Raw genomic sequence first — 19,445 nt, 5'->3', positions numbered from 1 at the left:
CTATCCGATGTCGAAAACCCGATCCTTCGCCACGCCCCTGCCCGTAGACGGCGTCCTGCCGCACTTGCTGGAAGCGCTTGAAGGCAGCCCGAATGCGGTTCTCGTGGCAGAGCCCGGTGCGGGCAAGACGACACGGGTTCCACTTGCCCTGCTCGATGCCCCGTGGCGCGAGGACGGCAAGATCCTGGTTCTGGAGCCGCGCCGGCTAGCGGCACGGGCGGCCGCCCGGCGTATGGCCTCGGAGCTGGGCGAAAAGACGGGCGAAACCGTCGGCTACCGGGTCCGCATGGAAACGAAGGTCAGTGCCCGAACGCGGATCGAGGTCATCACCGAGGGCGTGTTTACCCGCCTGATCCTGGACGACCCGGAACTCACCGGCGTTGCCGCAGTCCTGTTCGACGAATTCCACGAACGATCTCTGGATGGCGACCTGGGGCTGGCGTTGGCGCTCGATGTGCAAGGCGCCCTGCGCGAGGACCTGAGGCTGCTGCCCATGTCGGCGACGCTGGATGCGGCGTCCGTCGCCGGGCTGTTTGGCAACGCCCCGGTCATCGAAAGCAAGGGCCGGAGCTTCCCCGTCGAAACGCGTTATCTCGGCCGCAAGGCGGAGGAACGGATCGAACCTCAGGTCGCCCGCGCCGTCCGGCAGGCGCTCGGAGAGGAGACCGGATCGATCCTGGTGTTCCTGCCCGGCCAGGGCGAGATCCGCCGGACCGCGGAGATGCTTGACGACAAGCTGCCCGCCGGCTGCCAGCTGGCCCCGCTCTACGGCGCGCTCGACAGCAAGGCACAGGATCTGGCGATCCGCCCTGCTCCCCCCGGCACGCGCAAGATCGTGCTGGCCAGCGCCATCGCCCAGACGTCACTTACCATCGAGGGCGTGCGTGTCGTCATCGACAGCGGCCTGTCCCGCGTACCTCGCTACGAGCCCCAGACCGGGCTGACCCGGTTGGAAACCGTCCGGGTGTCGCGCGCCTCCGCCGACCAACGGCGCGGGCGCGCCGGGCGAACCGAACCCGGCGTGTGCTACCGGCTCTGGGACGAGGCGCAGACGGTCTCCCTTGCCGCTTCGGAAGCCCCGGAAATCCTCGAGGCGGATCTGTCGGGCCTGGCGCTCGATCTGGCCGCCTGGGGCACGACCGATCCGGCGCAACTGAAATTCCTCGACCCGCCTCCGGCTGCGGCCTGGTCCGAAGCCGTAGAGCTGTTGAAGGCACTGCATGCGCTCGACGACAACGCACACCTGACCGAGCAGGGCAAGGCGCTCGCCCGCCTGCCCCTGCAGCCGCGGCTTGCCCACATGCTCGACCGCGCCGCGTCCCGGGGCGAGGGACTGACTGCGGCGATGATTGCGGCCCTTCTCTCCGAACCGGGGCTCGGTGGACCGGATCCGGACCTCAGGGTCCGGTTGCGGCGCCTGAGGGAGGACAAGAGCCCGCGTGCACGGGACACCCGTCTGCTGGCGGAGCGCTGGCACAAGATGGCCGGCGGATCGGACAAACGGATCGAACCGGAGGACGCGGGCGTTCTGCTTGCCAACGCCTATCCGGACCGGGTCGCCCAGGCGCGAGGCCAGCGCGGACGGTTCCGGCTAGCGAACGGCCGCGGCGCCGAACTTCCAGAAGAACATCCGCTGGCGGGCGAACCGTTCCTGACCGTTGCGGACATCCAGGGGAAGGCCGCCAGTGGCCGGATCATGCTGTGCGCCCCGATCGCGAAGGCGGAAATCGAGGAACTGTTTGCCGACGACATCGTCGAGGAAGATGAGGTCCGTATCGAGAAGGAAGGCGCCCTGAGGGCTCGGCGCGTACGCCGCTACGGCGCCGTCGAGCTCGAGGCCCGGCAGATCAACACGCCCGATCCGGAAGCGGTCACACGCGCCCTGCTTGGCGAAGTGCGACGGCGCGGGGTCGGGCGCCTGCCCTGGACGAAGGACCAACTGCGTCTGCGTGCTCGCATCGGGTACCTGCGCGACAACGGCGAGAGCGATCTGCCGGACTTGTCTGACGACGCCCTGGCAGAAACGCTCGACGACTGGCTCGGTCCGTTTCTGGCGGGCAAGACCAGCGTCTCGGCCATCGACGCCGCCTGCCTCGGCGACGCGCTTGCGGCCCTGCTTCCGTTCGATGCCGCTTCCCGGCTCGACCGGCTGGCGCCGTCCCATTTCACCGCGCCAACGGGAAGCAAAGTCCCGATCGACTACGGCGGTGAAACCGGGCCTGCCATTTCCATCCGCGTGCAGGAACTGTTCGGACTTTCCAGCCATCCGTCGGTGTGCGACGGCCGCATACCGCTGACGCTGGAACTGCTGTCTCCGGCCCAGCGCCCGATCCAGATCACCCGCGATCTTCCCGGTTTCTGGGCCGGATCCTGGGCCGATGTGAAGGCGGAGATGAAGGGCCGCTATCCGAAACATCCGTGGCCGGACGACCCGACCTCCGCCGAGGCAACCCGCCGGGCAAAGCCGAGAGGCACCTGAGGGGCGCCCCTTTTCCGACGCCTGTGCCGCACCCACTCACAAAGCCTTGTCTTGACCGCGCCGCTGCCTTTGGGCAACAGAACGGACAAGAAGAAACAGGGGGTTAGCCGATGTCCTTGAAACGTGTCATGCCGATTGCCGCAGCTCTGGCCCTGACGGCCACACTCGCGCAGGCCCAATCCGCCAAGGACCCGTCCTGGGACGATGTCACCGCGGCGGCGCGCGGGCAGACGGTCTACTTCCACGCCTGGGGCGGTGAACCGCGGATCAATGCCTATATCGACTGGGCTGCAAGTGAGGTCAAAGACCGCTACGGCGTCACGGTCAAGCATGTAAAGGTCACCGACACGGCCGGCACGGTCACCCAGATCGTTGCGGAAAAGACTGCGGGCCGAATAACAGGAGGCACGGTCGATCTGGTGTGGATCAACGGCGAGAACTTCAACACGTTGAAATCGCAAGGCTTGCTCGCCGAGCCGGGCTGGGCGCAGACACTGCCGAACTGGGCTTACGTGGATGTTGAAGGCAAGCCGACAGTTCTTTCCGATTTCACGGTTCCGACCGACGGCCAGGAAAGCCCCTGGGGCATGGCGAAGCTGGTCTTCATGCATGACAGTTCAAGGCTTGCCGAACCGCCACACAGCCTCGACGCGCTGGCCGCCTATGCCGCCGATCATCCCGGCCGGGTCACCTATCCGCAACCGCCGAACTTCTATGGCTCGACCTTCCTGAAGCAGATCCTGATTTCGAAGATCGACGACCGGAGCAAGCAGGAACAGCCGGTCAATCCGGACCGGTTCGACCAGGATGTCGCGCCGCTGTTTGCCTATCTGGACCAGATCCATCCCAACCTCTGGCGCAAGGCGGAGGCCTTCCCGGCCAATGCGGCGGCGATGCGCCAGCTGCTGGCCGACGGTGAACTGGATATTGCCTTCACCTTCAATCCGGGCGATGCCTCCAGCGCCATCGCCAACGGCGAACTGCCGGACACGGTGCGCAGCTTCGTGCTCGATGGCGGCACCATCGGTAACACCCATTTCGTCGCCATTCCGTTCAACAGCTCCGTGAAGGAAGGCGCAAAGGTCCTGGCGAATTTCCTGTTGTCGCCGGAAGCCCAGGCGCGCAAGCAGGATCCGGCCGTCTGGGGCGACCCGACCGTCCTGAAGATTTCCAGCCTGCCGGAAAGCGAGCGGGCGCGCTTCGAGGCGATCGATCTGGGCATTGCCACGCTCGGCCCGGAAGACCTCGGCCCCACCCTTCCCGAACCGCATCCGAGCTGGGTCGCGGCCATCGAAAAGGCCTGGGCCGCCCGCTACGGCGGATCCTGACAACCTGCCGTGGCACGACGACCGGCCCTCTTGCAGCGCGCGCTTCCGAGCGTGGTTATCCTGATCCTTATCGCCGGACCGGTCGGTCTCGGTCTGGCAGCGACCCTGCTGCCGGCCTTCGGCTATCTGCCGGCGCTCGGCGGGTCGGCCGTGTCACTTGACCCGTTCCGGGCTGCCTTGAGTGAACCGGGCATCGCCCGCTCCCTGGCGCTCAGCCTGGGGACGGGCCTCGCTGCGACGGCCGTCTCCCTGGCGATTGTGGCGCTTTTTACCGCCGCCTGGTTTGAAACCCGGGTCTTCCGGGCAATGACCCGTTTTCTGTCGCCTTTGCTTTCCGTCCCCCATGCTGCGGCGGCCATCGGCCTTGCGTTCGTGATCGCACCGTCCGGGCTGATCGTCCGGCTGCTGTCCCCGTGGGCAACAGGTCTCGACCGTCCTCCGGATCTGTTGATCATTCACGACCCGCTCGGCCTGACCATGACGGCAGGCCTGATCGCAAAGGAAGTGCCGTTCCTCTTCCTGATGACACTTGCCGCCCTGCCGCAGACGGAGGCCCGCCGTCACATGCGCATCGCTTCGAACCTCGGTTACGGCCGGATCGCCGGTTTCTTCAAGGTCGCCCTGCCGCAGATCTATCCCCAGATCCGCCTGCCCATCCTGGCGGTGCTGGCCTATGGGACATCCGTCGTCGATGTCGCCCGGATCCTTGGGCCGACGATACCCGCCCCGCTCGCACCCCGGATCATCGACTGGATGGCCGATGCCGATCCCGCGTTGCGCCTTCAGGCCTCCGCCGGTGCCGTGGTGCAACTGCTCCTGAGCATCGGTGCCATCCTCATCTGGCGCTTCGGCGAAATTCTGTTTAGCCGGATCGCCCGCTCCGGCTGGAGCAGCGGCCGTCGGCATCTCCGCGACCGGTTGATGCGGCATTCGGCGGCTGCCTTCGTCGGCGTCCTGATCGCCGCCATGGTTGCGGCCCTGGCTACGCTTGTCCTTTGGTCCCTGACGGCAGGCTGGTGGTTCCCGCAAGCTTTTCCGTCGGCGCTGACATTGCGCCATTGGACCGGCCTTTACTCAAGCGGCAGCCAACTCATTGCCGATACGCTCCTCATAGCATTGCCGGCGGCGCTGGTTGCCATCGCGCTGATCGTCTGGCAGCTGGAATTGTGGTCCCGGACCGGCCCTCGTCGAAGCCGCACCGCGTTCAGAAGGCTCATGTTCCTGCCGCTGCTGGTACCGCAGATTTCGTTTCTCTTCGGTCTGCAGGTGTTGTTTCTCGTCGCCGGATGGGACGGCACCCTGGTCGCCGTCGCCTTGACCCATCTTGTCTTCGTCCTGCCTTATGTCTTTCTCGCCCTGTCCGATCCGTGGGATCATCTCGATCCGCGTCTTGCCAAGGTCGCCGCATCCCTGGGTGCTTCCCAAAACCGGATCCTGTGGTCGATCCGCCTGCCGATGCTGCTGCGCCCGCTGATCGTGGCCGCGGCGATCGGGTTCGCGGTTTCCATCGGCCAGTATCTTCCAACCCTGATGATCGGGGCCGGACGGATCGCTACGATCACGACCGAGAGCGTGGTGCTGGCTAGCGGGGGCAGCCGTTCGGTCGCGGCCGTCTATGCCTTACTGCAACTGCTGTTGCCGCTTCTGGGCTTCTTGTTGGCAAGCGTCGTTCCCGCAATCGCGTTCCGGCATCGACTTGGCCTCAGACTTCAACGATAAGACAGGCATGGCAGACCCTCCGCCCTCCCCGTCCGGCCTGAAGCTGGATCACGTTGAAATCAACCTTGAGACAAGGCGACTGGTGACGCTTGACCGGCGGATCGCTCCCGGGGACGTGTTGACGGTGATGGGCGACAGCGGCAGCGGGAAATCCTCTCTTCTGGATTTCATCGCCGGCTTTCTGGATCCCGCCTTCCGGGCAACCGGGCAAGTCTGGCTGGATGGCACGGAGATCACGACGCTTCCGCCGCAGGAACGCAAAGTGGGGCTGATGTTCCAGGCCCCGCTTCTGTTTCCGCACATGTCGGTCGGTGAGAACCTCCTGTTCGGCCTCAACAAGATCAAAGGCCGAGACAACGGGCAGCGCCGCGCCATTGCCGAAGATGCCTTGCGCGATGTGGGGCTTGCCGGGTTCTTCGACCGCGACCCGGCCACCCTGTCCGGCGGCCAGCAAACGCGGGTCGCCCTCATGAGGCTGCTTCTTGCCGAGCCGGGGGCACTCCTGCTCGACGAGCCGTTTTCAAGCCTCGACCAGACGCGGCGCGCCGATCTACGCAATCTGGTGTTTTCAAAGGCGCGCGAGCAAGGCTTGCCGGTCTTGCTCGTCACGCACGACCCGGACGACGCCGAAGCGGCCGGCGGCGACGTGGTCCGGCTTTAGGACCGGTCGGCCTCACTCAGTCAGCAGCGTTCGCGGGCGACGCCTGGAGCAGCGCATAGTTGTCGATACCGATCTGCTCGATCAGACCCAGCTGGGTTTCGAGGAAATCGATGTGGCTTTCCTCATCCCCCAGAAGGGTCTCGAACAGCTCCATGGAGACATAGTCTTCGCATTCGCGGCAGACCTGGCGCGCCTCGTGATAGAGGGCCCTGGCGACATATTCGCCTGCAAGGTCGCATTCGATGCATTCCTTGAGCGACTGGCCGATGCGCATCGGATCGAGCACCTGCAGGTTGGGCAAGCCTTGCAGGAAGATGATCCGGTTGATGATCCGGTCGGCGTGATCGCGTTCTTCCGCCGATTCCTCCCGCTCCTTGGCGGCGAGCTTGGTATAGCCCCAGTCGTCCATGAGGTTTGCGTGCAGCCAGTACTGGTTGACCGCAGTCAGCTCATGGCGCAGCGCCTTGTTCAGATACTCAATAACCCTCGGTTCGCCCTTCATGATGCCTCTCCGTTATCGCCCGCGGTTGCCGGCGGCTTTTAGTCTTGCATAGCCGCTTTGGGAGCCGCCGTCTTCTGCATCTTCGTGAATAATTCGAATCACAGCCGGGAAACAGCTGCCGCAACGGGGCCGGCAGCCCAAATGCCGGAACACGGCGCCAGGGGTTGGCACCTTGCCGTTCGGATCGGCGCGCATCTCGTCCGCCGCCTTGCGAAGCTGCGCGTCCGACAACACATTACAGGAACAGATGATCATTCCGGGCCCCGGGCCATCCTCGTCTCAGATCGTAAACTCACACTCGGCAGACGTGACGGATGTAAGGCCCAGCCAACCAATCACAAGGTTCTGAAAACCGGAAGAATTTACGAAACCCCGCACTGATCATGCCACCAAATTCGTTCACGCCAACCCTGCTTCGTTTAGGAATTCCCAATCGGGCTCATTCTGGCATACAAAGGTTGGACCGCATAAACTAAAGTAACCTGAAAAAGTCAACTTTTTCGCATCAGGTTCCATATTGAGGCAAAGTCCGCATGAGTGACAGCAATCCGATTGATGAGCGTCGAACCGTCGTCCTGACCGGTGCAAGCCGGGGGATCGGCCACGCGACCGTGAAGCGGTTTTCCGCCGCCGGATGGCGCGTCATCACCTGTTCGCGGCATGCCTTTTCCGACAAGTGCCCCTGGCCGATGGGTCCGGAGGACCACATCCAGGTGGATCTGTCGGATCCCGAAAATCTCGGCTACGCAATCCAGGAGATGCGCAAGCGCCTGGAGCCGCACGGATCGAAGCTGCATGCGCTGATCAACAATGCCGGCATCAGCCCCAAGGGCGACGAAGGCGAGCGGCTGGATTCGCTGACGACCTCGATGCACATCTGGCGTCATGTCTTTCAGGTGAATTTCTTCGCGCCGATCATGTTGGGCCGGGGCCTGTTCAAGGAACTGAAGAATGCGGGCGGGTCGATCGTCAACGTGACCTCCATCGCCGGCAGCCGGGTCCATCCGTTCGCGGGCACTGCCTATGCGACGTCCAAGGCCGCGCTCTCCTCCCTGACCCGCGAAATGGCAGCGGACTTCGGACCGCACGGCATCCGGGTGAACGCCATCGCGCCGGGCGAGATCGACACGTCCATCCTGTCGCCGGGGACGGAAAAACTGGTCGAGGAAATCCCGCTTCGCCGTCTCGGTCGACCGGACGAAGTTGCCGACACGATTCACTTCCTGTGCACCGCGCCGTCTTCCTACGTGACGGGTTCGGAAATCCACATCAACGGCGGTCAGCACGTATAAGTCGCATATTTTTATTGAAGCCAGTTACCCGGCGATTGGACCGGGTGCCGGCTTTTGCCGGAATCGTGGGTTTTGCTGCAGCGCGATACCGACGAGGCCACAGTTGGACCATTGTCTTAAACACCAATGGCAGGAATACCTTAGCACCAGCAAATACTGCCCAGGCGAAGATACTACACATCTTAATCATTATTCACCGAAACAATATGCGAATACGTTTTCTCTGCAATTTAATACCCAATATTTGATTTACATATTTTTCACCTATCTCAACGACAGTTTCTCCCAAAACATACGGCAATTCTTGGAATTGCTTGTTGGGGGACACTATGAAACAATTCTTCAAGTGGTTGGTAGATCTGCGTTTCGGCTACAAGGTCAGCGGCGGTTTCGGCGCCATCCTTGTCCTGACCGCCATCGTGGGTGCGGTCGGCTTTTTCGCGATCCTGAACCTGTCGTCACGCTTCGAAGTTGCCGATCAGGCGGCCCAGGTGTCCAGCCGGATGCAGGCGACCTCCCTCAAGCGAGAGGCCTTTCTGACGAATGCCAGCGCGGAAGCAGCGGAAGACACCCGGCAGGAAATCAAGCAGCTGACTGCTGCTTTGGACCAGTTGCGGGAAACCGCCTCCAGTGAAGGCGAAGCCGGCAACCAGGTTGCAGATGCCGCGTCCGCTGTCTCGGAATTCTCCTCCACGTTTGATGAAGTGGTCAGTCTGACAGACCAGCAATCGATGCGCCTCGCCACCCTGATCCAGGCGACGGATGCTCTTGCCGGCCAGGCCGACCGCATCAACGAGACCGTGTTGAAGACGGAAAAAGACATCAGGGCGGAAGTCGTCAATGCCAACAAGGACCTGGAAACGGCAAACGAGCTGGCCCGCCGGGTCTTTGCCCTGCAGGAGCAGGCCTTTGCCATTCAGCTGACCTATCTGAAAGCAAGCGGGAACCTGTCCGGATCGCAGCTGGAGGAATCCCTGCAGTCGACGGAAAGCATCGCCTCCGAAGCAGCGGCCCTGACAAGCCTGCAATTCGCAGGCATTTCTTCCGACAACTTCGACCTCCTGGCCAAGGAAGCCAACACGCTCAAGGAAAACCTGACAAAGATGTCGGGCGACCTCGGCTTCGGCGAAGCCTTCACGGTCAAGGAAGCCGCAGGCACCGCGATCGAAAAGATTATCAGCATCGCGCGTGAAATCCGTTTCCAGCTTCTGCCGGCGGTCTCGAACGCAAAGACCGTGGCCCAGTCGAATGCGATGAAACTTGAGAGCATTCGGGTCATCAAGGAAGAAGCCACCAAGCTCGACGAGCTGGCACTGCAAGCCCGGGCCGACATCCTCAAACTATTCGGCGGCTTCGGCGCGACGGACACGAAGCCGGTCGAGGATGAGGTCGGCCAGCTGGTTGCGCTGGAAGAAGCCATGTCCGCTTCGTCGCAGTTTCTCCCGGCGGTCAAGGAAGTGACCGGGGAAATCGCCGAAGCAATCGTGACCTTCGACAGAGCGTTCAAGGAGATGGTTTCGACGAAAGCGGACCTGAAGACGCGGCGGGGACAGCTCGACGAGCTGACGATCCGGGTCAATCAGCAAATCGCCTCGCTTACGTCCTCCCAGTCCCACGGCGCCCGCGATGCCGGCTGGACGGCGTTGACGACAATCGGCATCACGATCTTGCTGGCCATCGCCGCTGGGTTCGCCCTTGCCTTCGTACTCAATCTCGTCATCACGCGTCCGATCCGCGAGATCACATCGGTCATGTCCACCCTTGCAAACGGCAACAATGACGTCGTCATAAACGGCCTGGACCGGGGCGATGAGATCGGCGACATGAGCCGGACCGTCCAGGTCTTCCGCGACAACGCGCTGGAACGGGCGCGGCTCCAGGACGAAAGCGCCAGGGACGAGCAGGCGCGCCTGCAGCGCCAGGAGCGGATCGACAGCCTGATCGCTTCCTTCCGCGCAACGGCAGAAGATGTCATCGGCTCGGTCGGCCAGACGGCCGATGGGCTGGACAAGACCGCGAACGCTCTGACGGAAATCGCGCGCGAAAGCTCCAACCACGCCACCGAGACGCTCGAATCCTCCGATGAGGCGACCCGCAACGCACAGACCGTTGCGAGCGCGGCGGAGGAACTGGCTGCTTCCATCGGCGAGATCTCCCGCCAGGTTTCCCAGACGACGGAAGTCGTCGGGCGGGCGACCCTTGGCACCCAGAAGACCAACGAGAAGGTCGAAGGACTTGCCGCATCGGCGGCCAAGATCGGTGAAGTCGTCACCCTGATCCAGGCAATCGCCGAACAGACCAACCTCCTGGCCCTGAATGCCACCATCGAGGCGGCACGGGCCGGCGAAGCGGGCAAGGGCTTCGCAGTTGTCGCGGCCGAGGTCAAGGAACTGGCCACCCAGACGTCCAAGGCGACGGAGGAAATCAGCCAGCAGATCAGCGCCATTCAGGGCGCGACGGAAGAGTCGGTCCAGGCCATCGGCGAGATCACCGAAATCATGGAAGAGGTCAACAATTATACGTCGACCATTGCCGCCGCCGTCGAGCAGCAGGGCGCCGCAACGACGGAGATCTCGCAGAACGTCCAGCGTGCGGCGGAAGGCACCCAGTCGGTCTCTTCCGCGATGTCACAGCTCTCCCAGGCCGTCGATCACACATCCTCCTCCGCTGATCTGGTTCTGTCGGCATCCGGTGAGCTCAACGCAAAGACCGACCGGCTCAAGCAGGAAGTCGATCAGTTCCTGGCCGGCGTAGCGGCAGCCTGATCGCCAACGACGGAAATCGCTTCGAACAGCGGCCTCCGGCTCCCAGCCGCAAGCCGCTGTTGCTTATGCTCCGCCTGCCCCACCCGCTCAGGTGTTTAAACCGGGGACATGGCTGACAGGTGTTCGGGGACATGGTTGACACATTTGGCATGACTTACGTCGAAGGAGGCGGGCATGCCGTGGCAGGAGATGTCGATCATGGAACAGCGAGAAGAGTTCGTCCGGCTCGCGAGGCTTGAAGGCGTGAACCGGCGTGAGCTTTGCCGCCGGTTCGGGATCAGCCCTCAGACCGGCTACAAGTGGCTGCGCCGGTTTGAAGCGGGAGATGTGCTTGAGGACCGCAGCCGCCGGCCGCGATCGAGTCCGCAGCAGCTTTGCCCCGCGTTGGAAGAAGCAATCCTGTCGGTGCGCACGGCCCATCCGGCTTGGGGTGCGCGCAAGATCGCGGCGGTGCTTTCACGCACCGACGACAACACTCCAGCGGTATCGACCATCCATGCGGTCTTGCGTCGCCATGATTGTATCCGGCCCCGGGACAGGAGCGGGACAGACTGGCAGCGTTTTGAAGAAGAGGAGGCCAACCGTATGTGGCAGATGGACTTCAAGGGTCGGGTCCGTCTGGGCAATGCACAGGAGTGCCATCCGCTAACGGTTGTCGACGACCATTCCCGCTTCGCGGTGTGCCTGGCGGCTTGTCCGGATCAGCGCACACATACCGTCCAGACCCATCTGGAGCGCAGCTTTAGCCTCTATGGCCTGCCGGATGCATTTCTGGTCGACAATGGCGCCCCCTGGGGTTCCAGTTATCGGGACAGTCATTGGACACCGTTACGGGTCTGGCTGGCCAGGTTGGGCGTGAATGTGATCTACGCCCGGCCATTCCATCCGCAAACCAAGGGCAAGAATGAACGCTTCAACCGAACCTTGAACGAAGAGGTGCTGGCCTTGCGCTGCTACCGTAGCCAGGAGCAGCTCCAGCAGGCCTTCGACCGCTGGCGGCTGGTTTACAACCATCATCGCCCGCATGAAGCCCTGTCTGACAAGGTTCCCGCGAGCCGCTACCGTCCGTCGCTGCGCAGTTGGTCAAAGACCTTGCCGGAGATGATCTATGAAAACAGCACCATCACCCGCAAGGTCCCCAGAACCAAGGCCCAAATCAGCTACAAAGGACGCCTCTGGTCTGTGCCGAAAGCATTCAGGGGACACAGCCTGGCTATTCGCCCAACTTCTCACCCGGGAAAATACGGCATCTATTTCGGCGCCAACAAGGTCGCACAAATCGACCTCAACGCGATATAAATGTGTCAACCATGTCCCCGAACACCTGTCAGCCATGTCCCCGGTCTGTACATCAAGTCGGGGATCAGACGTCAGCTTCTCGCTGAGCGATCCCGCCCGGTCACGCGAATCGGTTTGAGGCGCCATGCTGCGCATGCAAATCAAAAGTTGCACCGCACAATAAATTCGCCGCTTTTCCATTGGCATTTATGACAATAAAAATCGCGCAAACTACATAACACCCTGAAAAAATCGTGTTTTATACTTTGTTTAACTCACGCTGAAGATATTCGATCCAACGAATCGCGGCGGAGTTTTCCTGAATGCCAAATATCCTGTCCAAATTTTCAATCGGCCACCGTCTGTTCGGTCTGGTCCTCATTTTTGCCCTCGGTCTCGCTACCCTGATGGGAGTGGAATCCTGGAACCAGTACAAGAGCCTGAAAAGCCAAAAGCTCGCAGAACTGCGGAGCCTGACCGAATCCGCCATCAGCATACTGGCGGATTATCAAGCCCAGGTCGAAAAGGGTGAATTGACCCTCGATGAGGCGAAAGCGCAAGGTTACAACACCCTCCGCCACATGAGATACGGCAACGGTGATTACTTCGCCGTCCAGACCCTGGGCGGTGACTATCATCTGGTTATGCATCCCATCAAGCCGGCTCTTGAAGGCAAAGATCAGAGCAAGGCAGAGGATACGAACGGCAAGCCGTTCATCCGGATGATGAACGACATCGCCGAGAAGGATGGCAGTGGCTATATGGACTACACATGGCCCAAGCCCGGCGCCGAGGAGTCTTCCGCCAAAACCGCCTATTTTCAGGCCTTCAAGCCCTGGGGCGTCCTGGTTTTGACAGGCGTCTACATCGACGACCTTTCGAAGATCTTCTGGAGTGAATTTGTCAACCGGCTGGTGCTGGACACTGCTCTTCTAGCGATTGTCGCCGGGGCGGCCTTCCTCGTGGTGCGCAGCATTACCCGGCCCATCCGTGGCCTGCAGGACGCCATGCTCGGTCTTGCGAACGGCCAGCATGACGTACATGTCCCCGGCACCGCGCGCGGCGACGAAATCGGCGACATGAGCCGTACCGTCCAGGTGTTCAAGGACAACGCCATCGAACGGCTGCGCCTCGAGAACGAAAGCGCAAGCGAGGCGGAAGCCCGCCTGGTCCGCCAACAGCGGGTCGATGAACTGATCGCCGCCTTCCGGGCAACCGCATCGGATGTCATCACCTCGGTCGGGGAGACATCGTCCGCCCTCGACGATACGGCCCACAAGCTGACCGAAATCGCGCGCGCCAGCTCCGGCCGGGCATCTGAAACCCTCGGTGCCTCAGACGAAGCGACCCGCAACGTGAACACGGTCGCCTCCGCGGCAGAGGAACTCGCCGCCTCCATCGGCGAGATCAGTTCGCAGGTGGCCCGGACGACCGACGTGGTCAACCAGGCGACTGAAGGAACCCGCGTCACCAACGAGAAGGTGGAGAGCCTCGCCGCTTCGGCTGCAAAGATCGGCGAAGTCGTCACCCTGATCCAGGCAATTGCGGAACAGACCAACCTCCTGGCCCTGAACGCCACCATCGAGGCGGCCCGGGCCGGCGAAGCCGGCAAGGGCTTCGCGGTCGTTGCCGCCGAGGTCAAGGAACTCGCAACCCAGACGTCCAAGGCAACCGAAGAAATTTCCAGCCAGATCGCGGCGATCCAGTCCGCCACTCGGGAATCCGTGGAGGCGATCGGCTCGATCACCGAGACGATGCAGGAGGTGAACACCTACACCGGTGCCATCGCGACCGCCGTCGAGCAGCAAGGGGCCGCCACGACGGAGATTTCCCAGAACGTCCAGTTGGCCGCCCAGGGGACCAACATCGTGACGGCGAATATCGGCGAGCTGTCCCAGGCAGTGGACGACACCACGAAGTCCGCGGACCTGGTTGTGTCCGCCTCCGCCGAACTCGGTTCCAAGACCGCCTTGCTCAAGCAGGAAGTCGATCGCTTCCTGAGTGAGGTTGCGGCGGCCTGACACCGACCGGTCCGATACCTAATTGAAAAGGGCGGCTTGCGGGCCGCCCTTTTTTGTTGCGATCGCCTCGATTTGAGAACTTTCCGTAACGTAAGCTATTCAATTTTAAAGATTATTTCGAATCAACCAGCTTCCGGTTATGTCAATTTTAACGGTTGGAAGCCGATACATGCTCGTAGTTGTTGCCGCTGGAGTATCAAGATGCCCACCGTTTTTTCCAAGCTGTCGATCGGCCATCGCCTGTTTGGCCTGCTTGCCCTGTTTGCGTTCGGTCTTGCCGCCATCATGGCCGTTGAATCCTGGACGCAGTATTCAAGCCTTAAGGAACAGAAGTTCGCCGAGTTGCAGCATCTGACCGACGCAGCGATATCCGTCATGGAGGATCACCAGAAACTGGTCTCAGAAGGCAAGATGTCTTTGGAAGACGCCCAGAAGCGCGCCTTCGGCATCATCCAGTCGATGCGCTACGGCGACAATAACTACTTCGTCATTCAAGGCTTGGACGACAAGTATTCGGTCCTGATGCATGCCGGCAAGCCGTCCCTGGTCGGCGCCGACATCCTCGCCCTGAAGGACGGGAACGGCAAATTCTTCGTCAAGGAATTGGGTGACCTGGCAAAGAGCCAAGGCTCCGGTTACGTCGATTATGTCTGGCCCCGTGCAGGGAGTGACGAGCCCGTCGACAAGATTTCCTACGTCGAGGCATTCAAGCCCTGGAACCTGTTCGCGATGACCGGGGTTTATGTGGACGACCTGTCCGCTGTCTTCTGGAACCAGTTCATCTACCGCCTGGCGCTCGACCTGGCGCTGCTGGCGGTGATCGCCGGCGCCGCCTTCATGGTGGTGCGCTCCATCACCCGTCCCCTTGGCAAACTGCAGACCGCCATGCTCGGCCTCGCGAACGGCCAGCACGACGTAGACGTTCCCGGCACCGACCGAAGCGACGAAATCGGCGACATGAGCCGAACCGTCCAGGTGTTCAAGGACAACGCTATCGAACGGCTGCGGCTTGAAAACGAAAGTGCCGGCGAGGCGGAAGCCCGGCTGGTCCGCCAGCAACGGGTCGACGAACTGATCGCCGCCTTCCGGGCGACTGCCTCGGACGTCATCTCGTCCGTCGGCGAAACCTCGGCGACCCTTGACGACACCGCCCACAAGCTGACGGAAATCGCGCGCACCAGCTCCGGCCGTGCGAGCGAAACGCTCGGCGCCTCGGACGAGGCAACGCGCAATGTCAACACCGTGGCGTCGGCGGCCGAAGAACTGGCCGCTTCCATCGGCGAGATCCAGTCCCAGGTGTCCCGCACCACGGGTGTGGTCAATCAGGCCACCGAAAACACTCGCGTCACCAACGAGAAGGTGGAAAGCCTGGCCATTTCCGCCGCCAAGATCGGCGAGGTCGTGACCCTGATCCAGGCCATCGCGGAACAGACCAACCTGCTCGCGCTCAACGCCACCATCGAGGCAGCCCGCGCAGGCGAAGCCGGCAAGGGCTTTGCGGTGGTCGCGGCGGAGGTCAAGGAACTCGCAACCCAGACCTCCAAGGCTACGGAAGAAATCTCAGGCCAGATTTCCGCCATCCAGTCGGCGACCAAGGAAGCCGTCGATGCCATTGCCTCGATCACGGAAACGATGCAGGAAGTGAACACCTACACCGGTGCGATCGCCTCGGCGGTGGAGCAGCAGGGAGCTGCGACCGAGGAGATTTCCCAGAACGTCCAGTTGGCGGCCCAGGGAACGAATATCGTGACCGGCAACATCAGCGAGCTGTCGCAGGCCGTGGACGAAACGGCCAAGTCCTCCGATCTGGTTGTTTCGGCTTCCAGCGAACTCGGCTCCAAGACGGCACATCTGAAGGAGGAAGTGGACCGCTTCCTGAACGAAGTGGCCGCCGCCTGATCCGGCAACCCAGAAAAACGCCAAGGGCGGCCGCATCGGCCGCCCTTTTTCGTATCCGCTCCCGAGGCTAGAACAGACCACCAAGCCGATAGGTCAGGACCAGCGAAATGCAGGCTTTCACCTCTTCGGTCGGGAGCTTCCGGTCCGCGGAAAACAGAAGGCCGCGCGTGCCGTCGAGCGTGAAGGTGTTCGGATAGAGATCCGTGATCCGTTCCGCAATGCGGGTCCGGCAATTGAAAAACAGGCCATAGGTTTCAGGCAGTGCCTTCTTGACTGCCAGCCGCAACGTGGTGCCGGACCGGGTCGCTTCGGTCAGATAGGACGGTTCGCCCCATTTCAGGGTTTCCTGCAACGGGCCGATCCGTTGATCTTCGGCTGCCACCTGATAGACCAGCGCCCGAAGACCGAGCAGGCCCTCCTGAATGAAGGGCGGACACTCCGCCAGATAGGCCGCGACGGGCGGAGCCGGATCGGGCAATCGCGCGGTCGCCATGGTGCCCATCCTCGCCTCTTTTCCCATTCGATCTTCCCCTCATCGCCGCGCCCAAATCGGAGCGTTGCGATTGACCCCGGCGTTCTGCCGGAATAATGCCTGTTGAAACCGACCCGTCAAACCATTGAGAGACAACCTTGCCGGACATTCCGACAAAATCCGACTTCGCCCCCCACGGGCAGCCCCCCGTCCAGAAGTGGCCGGTCATCCTGGAGAACCGGGGCTGGAAGGATTATTGCCTGCTCGACATGGGAGAGGGACAAAAACTGGAGAGGTACGGCCGATTTTCCATCGTCCGGCCCGAGCCCCAGGCAATGGGGCGCCGCCGTCAGAAATCCTCCGTCTGGGATCGGGCGAACGCCGTCTTTTCCGGTGACACGGAGGAAGAAGGACCGGGTCGCTGGAAATTCACCGGCAACGTGCCCGAGACCTGGGAGATGGCCTACGGCCCAGTGAAATATATCGGCCGGTTCATGTCGTTCCGCCATGTCGGCGTCTTTCCCGAACAGGCCGCGCACTGGGACTGGGTCAATGGCAAGGTCCGCGCGGAACGGACGAAAAGCCCAGACCGGCCGCTGAAGATCCTGAACCTGTTCGGCTACACCGGGCTCGCCTCGCTGCTGCCTGCCACCGAAGGCGCGCAGGTCACCCATGTGGATGCGTCCAAGAAGGCGATCGGCTATGCCCGGGAGAACCAGGCCCTGTCCGGTCTGGAAGATCTGCCGATCCGCTGGATTTGCGAGGACGCATCGAAATTCGTCGCCCGGGAAGTCCGGCGGGGCAACACCTATGACGGCATCATTCTCGATCCGCCGAAATATGGCCGAGGGCCCAAGGGCGAGGTCTGGGACATCTACACCAGCCTGCCGGAAATGCTCGACAACCTGCGCCAGCTTCTGTCCAGAGACGCGCTGTTCATGATCCTGACCGCCTATGCGATCCGCTCCAGCTTTCTCGCCATTCACGAGCTGATGGCCGAAACGCTGGACAAGCAGGGCGGCCTGCTGGAATCCGGTGAACTGGTCATTCGCGAAGAGGACGGCAAGCGGGCGCTGTCCACGTCGCTGTTTTCCAGATGGAGCAGCCGATGAGCCAGAACGAAAAGCCCCAGCGGGCCGGAGCGGTGAAGCAGATCACCAGCCACTCCAATCCGATCATCAAGGAAATCAAGGGGCTGGTCGCCCAGCGCAAGCACCGGACCCAGTCAGGTCTGTTCGTGGCCGAAGGCCTGAAGCTGGCAACGGACGCCATGGCCGCGGGCTGGGGTGTGCGATATCTCGCGCTCGGCCCTGAAGCGCGGGACAATCCCGTTGCTCAGAAAGCGGCCGCCAATGCCAAGGCGCGCGGCGCCCTGATCCTGGAGGTCAACACGGCGGTTCTCGCCGCCATGACCCGCAAGGACAATCCGCAGATGGTGGTCGGTGTCTATGAGCAGCAAATGCTTACCGCCGAACAGATCGATCCCGCCAAGGCAACCGTATGGGTGGCGCTCGACCGGGTGCGCGACCCGGGCAATCTCGGCACCATCATCCGCACCGCCGATGCGGTGGGAGCGTCCGGCGTGATGCTGGTCGGCGATTGCACCGACCCGTTCGCAGTCGAGGCGGTGCGCGCGACCATGGGATCCCTCTTCCACGTCCCGCTCGCCAGGCTCACCAAGGACCAGTTCAAGGCGTTGGCCGCAAAGTGGCCGGGAACCGTCGCCGGCACCCATCTGAAAGGCTCGGTCGATTATCGGACGCCGGAGTATTCGGAACCCGTTCTGCTTTTGATGGGCAATGAACAGCAAGGTCTCGAGGACGACATGGCCGCGACCTGCTCGACCCTGATCCGGATCCCGCAGGTGGGCGAGGCGGACAGCCTGAACCTGGCGGTCGCCACCGGTATTTCGCTTTACGAAATCCGTCGAAAACACCTGGACCTTTGAAGAGAATTCATATGCGGCTTTTCGTTTTCGGGATTGGGTATTCCTCAACAGCCTTCATCGAAAAGGTCAAAGACCGGTTCGGCTGGATCGGCGGAACCACCCGTTCGGCTGAAAAGGCAGCCGCGCTTGCGGCGAAAGGGATCCACGCCTTTGTGTTCGACGGCACCATAGCGGGAGACGGTGTCGCCGACGCGCTTTCCAAGGCAAGCCACGTTCTGATTTCGATCGGTCCTAACGAAGGCGGCGATCCGGTTCTCAACACCCACGCGGACGATATTGCCGCCGCTCGCCCAGCGTGGATCGGCTACCTTTCGACCGTGGGCGTTTACGGAGACCACGGCGGTGCATGGGTCGATGAAGACACGCCGTGCAGACCGGTGTCCAAACGGTCGGTGCAACGGGTCGCGGCCGAAAACGCCTGGCTGGCTTTTGCCGGAGAAAACGCGCTGCCGGTGCAGATCTTCCGTCTCGCCGGCATTTACGGACCCGGGCGCAATGCATTTGAGAATTTTCGCAAAGGAACGGCGCGGCGCCTGATCAAACCGGGGCAGGTCTTCAACCGGATCCACGTCGCCGATATCGCAGGGGTCCTGGAAGCCGCCATGGCGCACCCCTCCACCCGAATCTTCAATGTCGCCGACGACGAACCGGCCCCACCCCAGGATGTCGTCACTTACGCCGCCGAACTGCTCGGCGTTGAGCCGCCGCCCGAGATCCCCTTCGAAAGCGCGGATCTCTCCCCCATGGCCCGGTCCTTTTACGGAGAGAACAAGCGGGTCTCGAATCAGCAGGTCAAGAAGCAACTCGATTATGCGTTCCGGTACCCGAACTATCGGACCGCGCTACAGGCACTGCGCAATTCTGTTTAATATAAATCGAAGGCCGGCAAACCGCGCCTGATTACTCTGTCTTGCCGAATGCAATCACTCAGGCTAGCAGAGTCTTCCAAGACCGAAGCTGCATAATATTTATACAATTGCATATTTGTTAAACATAAAACAATCCACTCCCGGCTTAATACTGCTCTCAACAGCCCCGAAGGATCTCCATTCCTCCACAGAGGGGAGGTTCATCAACGAAC

At 62.0% G+C, this 19,445-nt stretch carries 14 protein-coding genes and 1 pseudogene; 12 read left to right on the top strand and 3 right to left on the bottom strand.

All coding sequences use genetic code 11. The features are described from left to right. The first annotated feature begins 7 nt into the window (after positions 1-7). From hrpB to ABIN98_RS05600, 4 genes are all read left to right on the top strand, one after another. Entirely contained in the window at positions 8-2,479 is a 2,472-nt protein-coding gene (hrpB, locus tag ABIN98_RS05615) for an ATP-dependent helicase HrpB (protein ID WP_346908154.1), read from the top strand. Between the two features lie 110 nt (positions 2,480-2,589). After that, entirely contained in the window at positions 2,590-3,807 is a 1,218-nt protein-coding gene (locus ABIN98_RS05610; protein WP_394701445.1) for an ABC transporter substrate-binding protein, read from the top strand. Positions 3,808-3,816: 9 nt separating this feature from the next. Further along, positions 3,817-5,526: an ABC transporter permease subunit gene (locus tag ABIN98_RS05605; RefSeq protein ID WP_346908153.1), complete on the top strand. Its 1,710-nt coding sequence runs from the start codon at positions 3,817-3,819 to the stop codon at positions 5,524-5,526. 7 nt (positions 5,527-5,533) lie between these two features. Beyond that, the gene (locus ABIN98_RS05600) at positions 5,534-6,187 is read left to right on the top strand and encodes an ATP-binding cassette domain-containing protein (protein ID WP_346908151.1); all 654 of its coding nucleotides are present in this window, start codon (positions 5,534-5,536) and stop codon (positions 6,185-6,187) included. Positions 6,188-6,203: 16 nt separating this feature from the next. Here ABIN98_RS05600 and bfr read toward each other — a convergent pair whose 3' ends face one another. Together bfr and ABIN98_RS05590 are read right to left on the bottom strand one after the other, a co-directional pair. Continuing rightward, positions 6,204-6,689, bottom strand: coding sequence for a bacterioferritin (gene bfr, locus ABIN98_RS05595; protein ID WP_346908149.1), 486 nt, complete (start codon positions 6,687-6,689; stop codon positions 6,204-6,206). Between the two features lie 12 nt (positions 6,690-6,701). Next, positions 6,702-6,944, bottom strand: a complete 243-nt coding sequence (locus tag ABIN98_RS05590; protein WP_346908148.1) for a (2Fe-2S)-binding protein — start codon at positions 6,942-6,944, stop codon at positions 6,702-6,704. Positions 6,945-7,222: 278 nt separating this feature from the next. Here ABIN98_RS05590 and ABIN98_RS05585 point away from each other — a divergent pair, with 278 nt between their 5' ends. The 5 genes and pseudogenes from ABIN98_RS05585 to ABIN98_RS05565 all read left to right on the top strand — a co-directional run bounded on the left by ABIN98_RS05585 (position 7,223) and on the right by ABIN98_RS05565 (position 15,944). Beyond that, entirely contained in the window at positions 7,223-7,981 is a 759-nt protein-coding gene (locus ABIN98_RS05585; RefSeq protein ID WP_346908146.1) for an SDR family oxidoreductase, read from the top strand. A 329-nt stretch (positions 7,982-8,310) separates the two neighbouring features. Beyond that, complete coding sequence (locus ABIN98_RS05580) at positions 8,311-10,746, top strand: methyl-accepting chemotaxis protein (protein ID WP_346908144.1); 2,436 nt, start codon at positions 8,311-8,313, stop codon at positions 10,744-10,746. Between the two features lie 174 nt (positions 10,747-10,920). After that, positions 10,921-12,088: pseudogene (locus ABIN98_RS05575) on the top strand (IS481 family transposase); the annotation flags it as partial. Positions 12,089-12,347: 259 nt separating this feature from the next. Further along, complete coding sequence (locus tag ABIN98_RS05570; RefSeq protein ID WP_346908142.1) at positions 12,348-14,045, top strand: cache domain-containing protein; 1,698 nt, start codon at positions 12,348-12,350, stop codon at positions 14,043-14,045. A 201-nt stretch (positions 14,046-14,246) separates the two neighbouring features. Next, complete coding sequence (locus tag ABIN98_RS05565) at positions 14,247-15,944, top strand: cache domain-containing protein (protein WP_346908140.1); 1,698 nt, start codon at positions 14,247-14,249, stop codon at positions 15,942-15,944. A gap of 67 nt (positions 15,945-16,011) precedes the next feature. Here the strand turns inward: ABIN98_RS05565 and ABIN98_RS05560 are convergent, their stop codons facing one another. Then, entirely contained in the window at positions 16,012-16,464 is a 453-nt protein-coding gene (locus tag ABIN98_RS05560; RefSeq protein ID WP_346908138.1) for a DUF1801 domain-containing protein, read from the bottom strand. A 119-nt stretch (positions 16,465-16,583) separates the two neighbouring features. On the opposite strand from ABIN98_RS05560, the gene ABIN98_RS05555 reads away from it, so the two are divergent. From ABIN98_RS05555 to ABIN98_RS05545, 3 genes are read left to right on the top strand one after another with little or no spacing between them, the layout of a single operon-like run. Next, positions 16,584-17,528: a class I SAM-dependent methyltransferase gene (locus ABIN98_RS05555; RefSeq protein ID WP_394701446.1), complete on the top strand. Its 945-nt coding sequence runs from the start codon at positions 16,584-16,586 to the stop codon at positions 17,526-17,528. Then, entirely contained in the window at positions 17,525-18,364 is an 840-nt protein-coding gene (locus ABIN98_RS05550; RefSeq protein ID WP_346908136.1) for an RNA methyltransferase, read from the top strand. The genes ABIN98_RS05555 and ABIN98_RS05550 overlap by 4 nt, the downstream gene beginning before the upstream one ends. 11 nt (positions 18,365-18,375) lie before the next feature. Next, positions 18,376-19,233 (top strand): SDR family oxidoreductase, encoded by an 858-nt coding sequence (locus ABIN98_RS05545; protein WP_346908134.1) that lies wholly within the window; start codon positions 18,376-18,378, stop codon positions 19,231-19,233. The last annotated feature ends 212 nt before the right edge of the window (positions 19,234-19,445 follow it).

Source organism: uncultured Roseibium sp., from assembly GCF_963675095.2.
Lineage (GTDB): Bacteria > Pseudomonadota > Alphaproteobacteria > Rhizobiales > Stappiaceae > Roseibium.
Note: the sequence above shows the minus strand (reverse complement) of the source record. Positions and strands in the feature narration are given on the sequence as shown.